This window comes from Parafrankia sp. EUN1f (assembly GCF_000177675.1).
Taxonomy (GTDB): Bacteria; Actinomycetota; Actinomycetes; order Frankiales; family Frankiaceae; genus Parafrankia.
In genome coordinates, this window is record NZ_ADGX01000310.1 from 1 (window position 1) to 3538 (window position 3538).

Annotated in this window: 2 protein-coding genes and 1 riboswitch; both genes read right to left on the reverse strand. The window is 72.8% G+C overall.

What is annotated here, in order from left to right; translation table 11 throughout:
• Positions 1-940 (reverse strand): DUF5667 domain-containing protein (locus FREUN1FDRAFT_RS38415; protein WP_232295619.1); only part of this gene is annotated, 940 nt, incomplete at its 3' end.
• A gap of 167 nt (positions 941-1107) precedes the next feature.
• A complete protein-coding gene (gene pknB, locus FREUN1FDRAFT_RS38420; protein WP_006545844.1) occupies positions 1108-3087 on the reverse strand; it encodes a Stk1 family PASTA domain-containing Ser/Thr kinase in 1980 nt (659 codons plus the stop codon).
• 292 nt (positions 3088-3379) lie between these two features.
• Positions 3380-3493, forward strand: a riboswitch (TPP riboswitch).
• Positions 3494-3538 lie beyond the last annotated feature (45 nt).

Genomic DNA, 3538 nt, shown 5'->3' on the forward strand with positions numbered 1-3538 from the left:
CGCCGGCGTGGGCGCCTGGCCGCCCCTGGGGGGAGCCTGCCGGTGCCTGCGTCGCCGGCGCGCCGACGGGCCACCGCTCCCCGGGCGCCGGGCCGTGCCCCGCCTCGCCGGTACCAGGACGGGCCAGCGGGTCAGCCTCCGCGGCTGCGACCGGGTCGCCGGCAGAGCCGGACCGCGCGGCGTCGCCGTGACCCGAACCGGTTCGGGTAGCCGCGTCCGTGGCGGCATCCCCGGTGGCCGAGGCGGCCTGACCGAGGACGGCGGTGAGCTCGTTCATCCTCGTCCGGGCTACCGCCAGCTGGGCCTTGGCCCGTTCCACCCGGCTGGCCGCGAGGCTGACCTGGAGCTGCTCCACATGGCGCTTCACGCCGTACAGGAACTCGCCGGGCAGTGCGTTGGTGGAGCTCACGGCGACGCCGACCGCCGCGACGGACGCTGCCAGCGCTCCGACCAGCGCGGGACGGGCCGAGCGGACAGCCCTGCGCAGATGTGCCCGGTCGGGGCGGGTGACGATCGTGGCCCGGTGGGCCGGCGCGGCGCCGGTGCCCCCTGTTCCGGCGGTACCCGCTGTGTCAGCCGTACCCGCTGTGTCAGCCGCATCGGCTGTGTCAGTCACGTCGACCGGGTCAGGCACGTCGGCTGTGTCAGGCACGCCGGTTGGGCCGGTCGCGCTGACCGGCTCGGGCGCCCTGACCGGGCCGGTGGTAACGGCCGGGCCGGCGGCGTCGGTGAGACCGGCGATGCTCAGGCGGGCGAGCAGCATGGCGCGGGTCTCCGTGCGGGTGCTGGGTGACATCGCCGGGACGGGCAGAGCCCGCAGGGTGGAGATGGTTCGGGCCAGCTGCTGTTCGTACTCGTCGCGCGGGGGACGCCCACCGTCGAGCAACGCGGCGGCACGGTCTGCCCGCGCGCTCCGCCGGCGCGGCCCACCACTCGCCACCACGCCGCCCCCCGCGTTCTGGCTCCGGTACCTCGGGACCGCGGCTCACGGCCCGGGTGAAGATCGAATGTACCCGATCGGGTTCGCTGAGGCGGTGACGCCGACCGTGTCCCGCCGGCGCGGCGCCCGGCCCGGCGGATCAGCCCGGCCGGGTCAGCCGCCGCGTCTCAGAGCCCCCACTCCATCTGCAGCTGGACCGTGCTGCCTCGCTCGAGCTTGCTTCCGGCCTTCGGCTTCTGGGACTTCACCTTGTTGAGGAGCCAGTCCTGCCGGGTGGCCTTGAGCCCCACGCGGTTCAGGATGCGCTCGGCGTCCGACCAGGACTTGCCCACGACGTTGGGCACGGTCACCATCACCCCGCTGCCGTCGCCGCCACCGGAGTCGGAGTCGGAGTCCTTGGCGACGAAGAGGGTGACGGTGGCGCCTGCGTTCACCCGTTGGCCGGGGCTCGGCGAGGTGCGCGCGACCTGGCCCGGCTCCACACTGTCGTCGGTGATCAGAGACTGCTTCACGGTGAGGCTGAGGCCCAGCTCGTCCAGCTTCGCCTTGGCCTCGTCGTAGGTCAGCCCGACGAGGTCGGTGGGGATCTCCGCCGTCGACGGCCCGGAGCTCACGATCAGGGACACCGGCGTGTTTCGCTCGACCGCCGTGCCCGCCTGCGGTTCGGTCCGGATGATCTGGTTCTCGGGGACGGTGTCGTTGGCCTCCGCGGTGCGCCCGCCGATCGTGAGCTTCGCCTGGGTCAGCGCGACCTGGGCCTCGTCAGCGGTCTTCCCGGAGAGATCGGGCACGGTCGCCTTCGGGGTGCCGCTGCTCAGCCGAAGCGTCACGACGGTGTCGTCGCTGATCTTGGCGCCGGTCTCCGGGTCCTGCTCGGCGACCTGGCCCTCGGGGTATGTGTCGCTGGCGAGCGTCTCGCCGTATTGGAACCTGATGCCGGCCTCGTTCAGGTTCTTCTCGGCCGCCGCCTTGGTCAGCCCGAGCAGCAGCGGCACCTCGGGCTTGGTGCCGCCCAGCAGCGCGCGGAACAGGACCACGCCGAGGACCAGGCAGACCACCACGACACCGGCGATGACCGCGGGGCCGGCGGGCAGCCGCCCCGACCGGGCCTCCTGCGGCCGCCGGCGGCGGCCCTGGCCCGAGCCGGTGCTGATCATGCTGGTCGGCGCGACCGGTGGCCGTGGCGGCTGCGCCGGCTGAGCGCCCGGGTACGCCCCCGCCCCTGGGCCCCGCAGCGGGGGAGGCGCCTGCAGCGGGCCGGTGAACCCGGAGTGGTACTCCTCGTCGTCACCCGGCGCGGGAAGGTAGGGCAGGATCGCCCGCAGCTCGGCGAGCAGTGCGGCGCCGTCGGCCGGCCGGTGGTTCGGGTCGCGGGCGGTGGCCCGCAGCGTGAGCGAGTCCAGCTCGGCGGGGACGTCGAACACGACCGAGGACGGCGCGGGCACGTCACCGTGGACGGACTGGTAGGCCACCGACATCGGCGTCTCGCCGTTGTGCGGGAGCTGGCCGGTGATCATCTCGAAGAGCATGACGCCGGCGGCGTAGACGTCGCTGCGCATGCCGGCCGTGCCGTGGGTGACCTGCTCGGGTGCCAGGTACCCGACGGTGCCCATGACGACGCCGCCGGTCACGGCCTGGGTCGGCTGGGACACCGGCCGGGCGAGCCCGAAGTCGGCGACCTTCACCTGGCCGTCGTCGCCGAGCAGGATGTTCTCCGGCTTGATGTCGCGGTGAATGATGCCGGCTGCGTGCGCGGCGGCGAGCGCCTCCGCCACAGGCTCGAAGATCTCGACGACCTCGGGTACGGTCAGCCGCCCGCGGGTGGTCAGGTACTCGCGCAGCGACCGACCGCGCACCAGCTCCATGACCAGGTAGTGCAGGACGCCGGCCGCGGTCCGGTCCGACCCCTGGTCGAGGATCGACACGACGCGTGGCGTGCTGAGCCGGGCGACCGCGTTCGCCTCCCGGTGGAACCGGGCCACGAACTCGGGGTCGTGACTGAGGGTCGGGTGCATGATCTTGAGCGCGACGAAACGGTCGAGGCGGTTGTCGTGCGCGACGTACACCGTCGCCATCCCGCCAACGGCAAGCCGTTCCTGGGCGGTGTACCGCCCATCGAGAAGACGACCGATGACAGGGTCGGCCACCGTGGCATCCACGGGGACAGTTTACGATCGGCCGTTCCGACCGTCGGACAGTGGTCTTACTTCGCAAATCAGTCGGAGTCGCGCCCAAACGGGCGGGACTTTCGTCACAAAGTGGCGAATCTGCGCCGGAGTGGAGTGACCAGCCCCGGAATTCTTCTGTGCCGGGCGAAATCCCGGCGCGTGATCGGGCGGCCCACCTCGGTCCGCGCGGCGTGGCTCACACCTTTTCCGTGCAGCCCGCGCCGCCAGCCGTGAGAACTGGCTGGGTACCTCCACTTCTGGTGCTTACACTGTGGCGTGACCGGGGAGCCCGCGGACGCGGGCTGAGAGGCCGACCAGGATGCCGTCGGCGACCCGCAGACCCGATCGCGGTCATGCGCGCGTGGGGAGGAATCCTGATGACACAACCGATCATGGCGGCAGGCCCGGCCGGCACAGCAGGTCCGGCCGG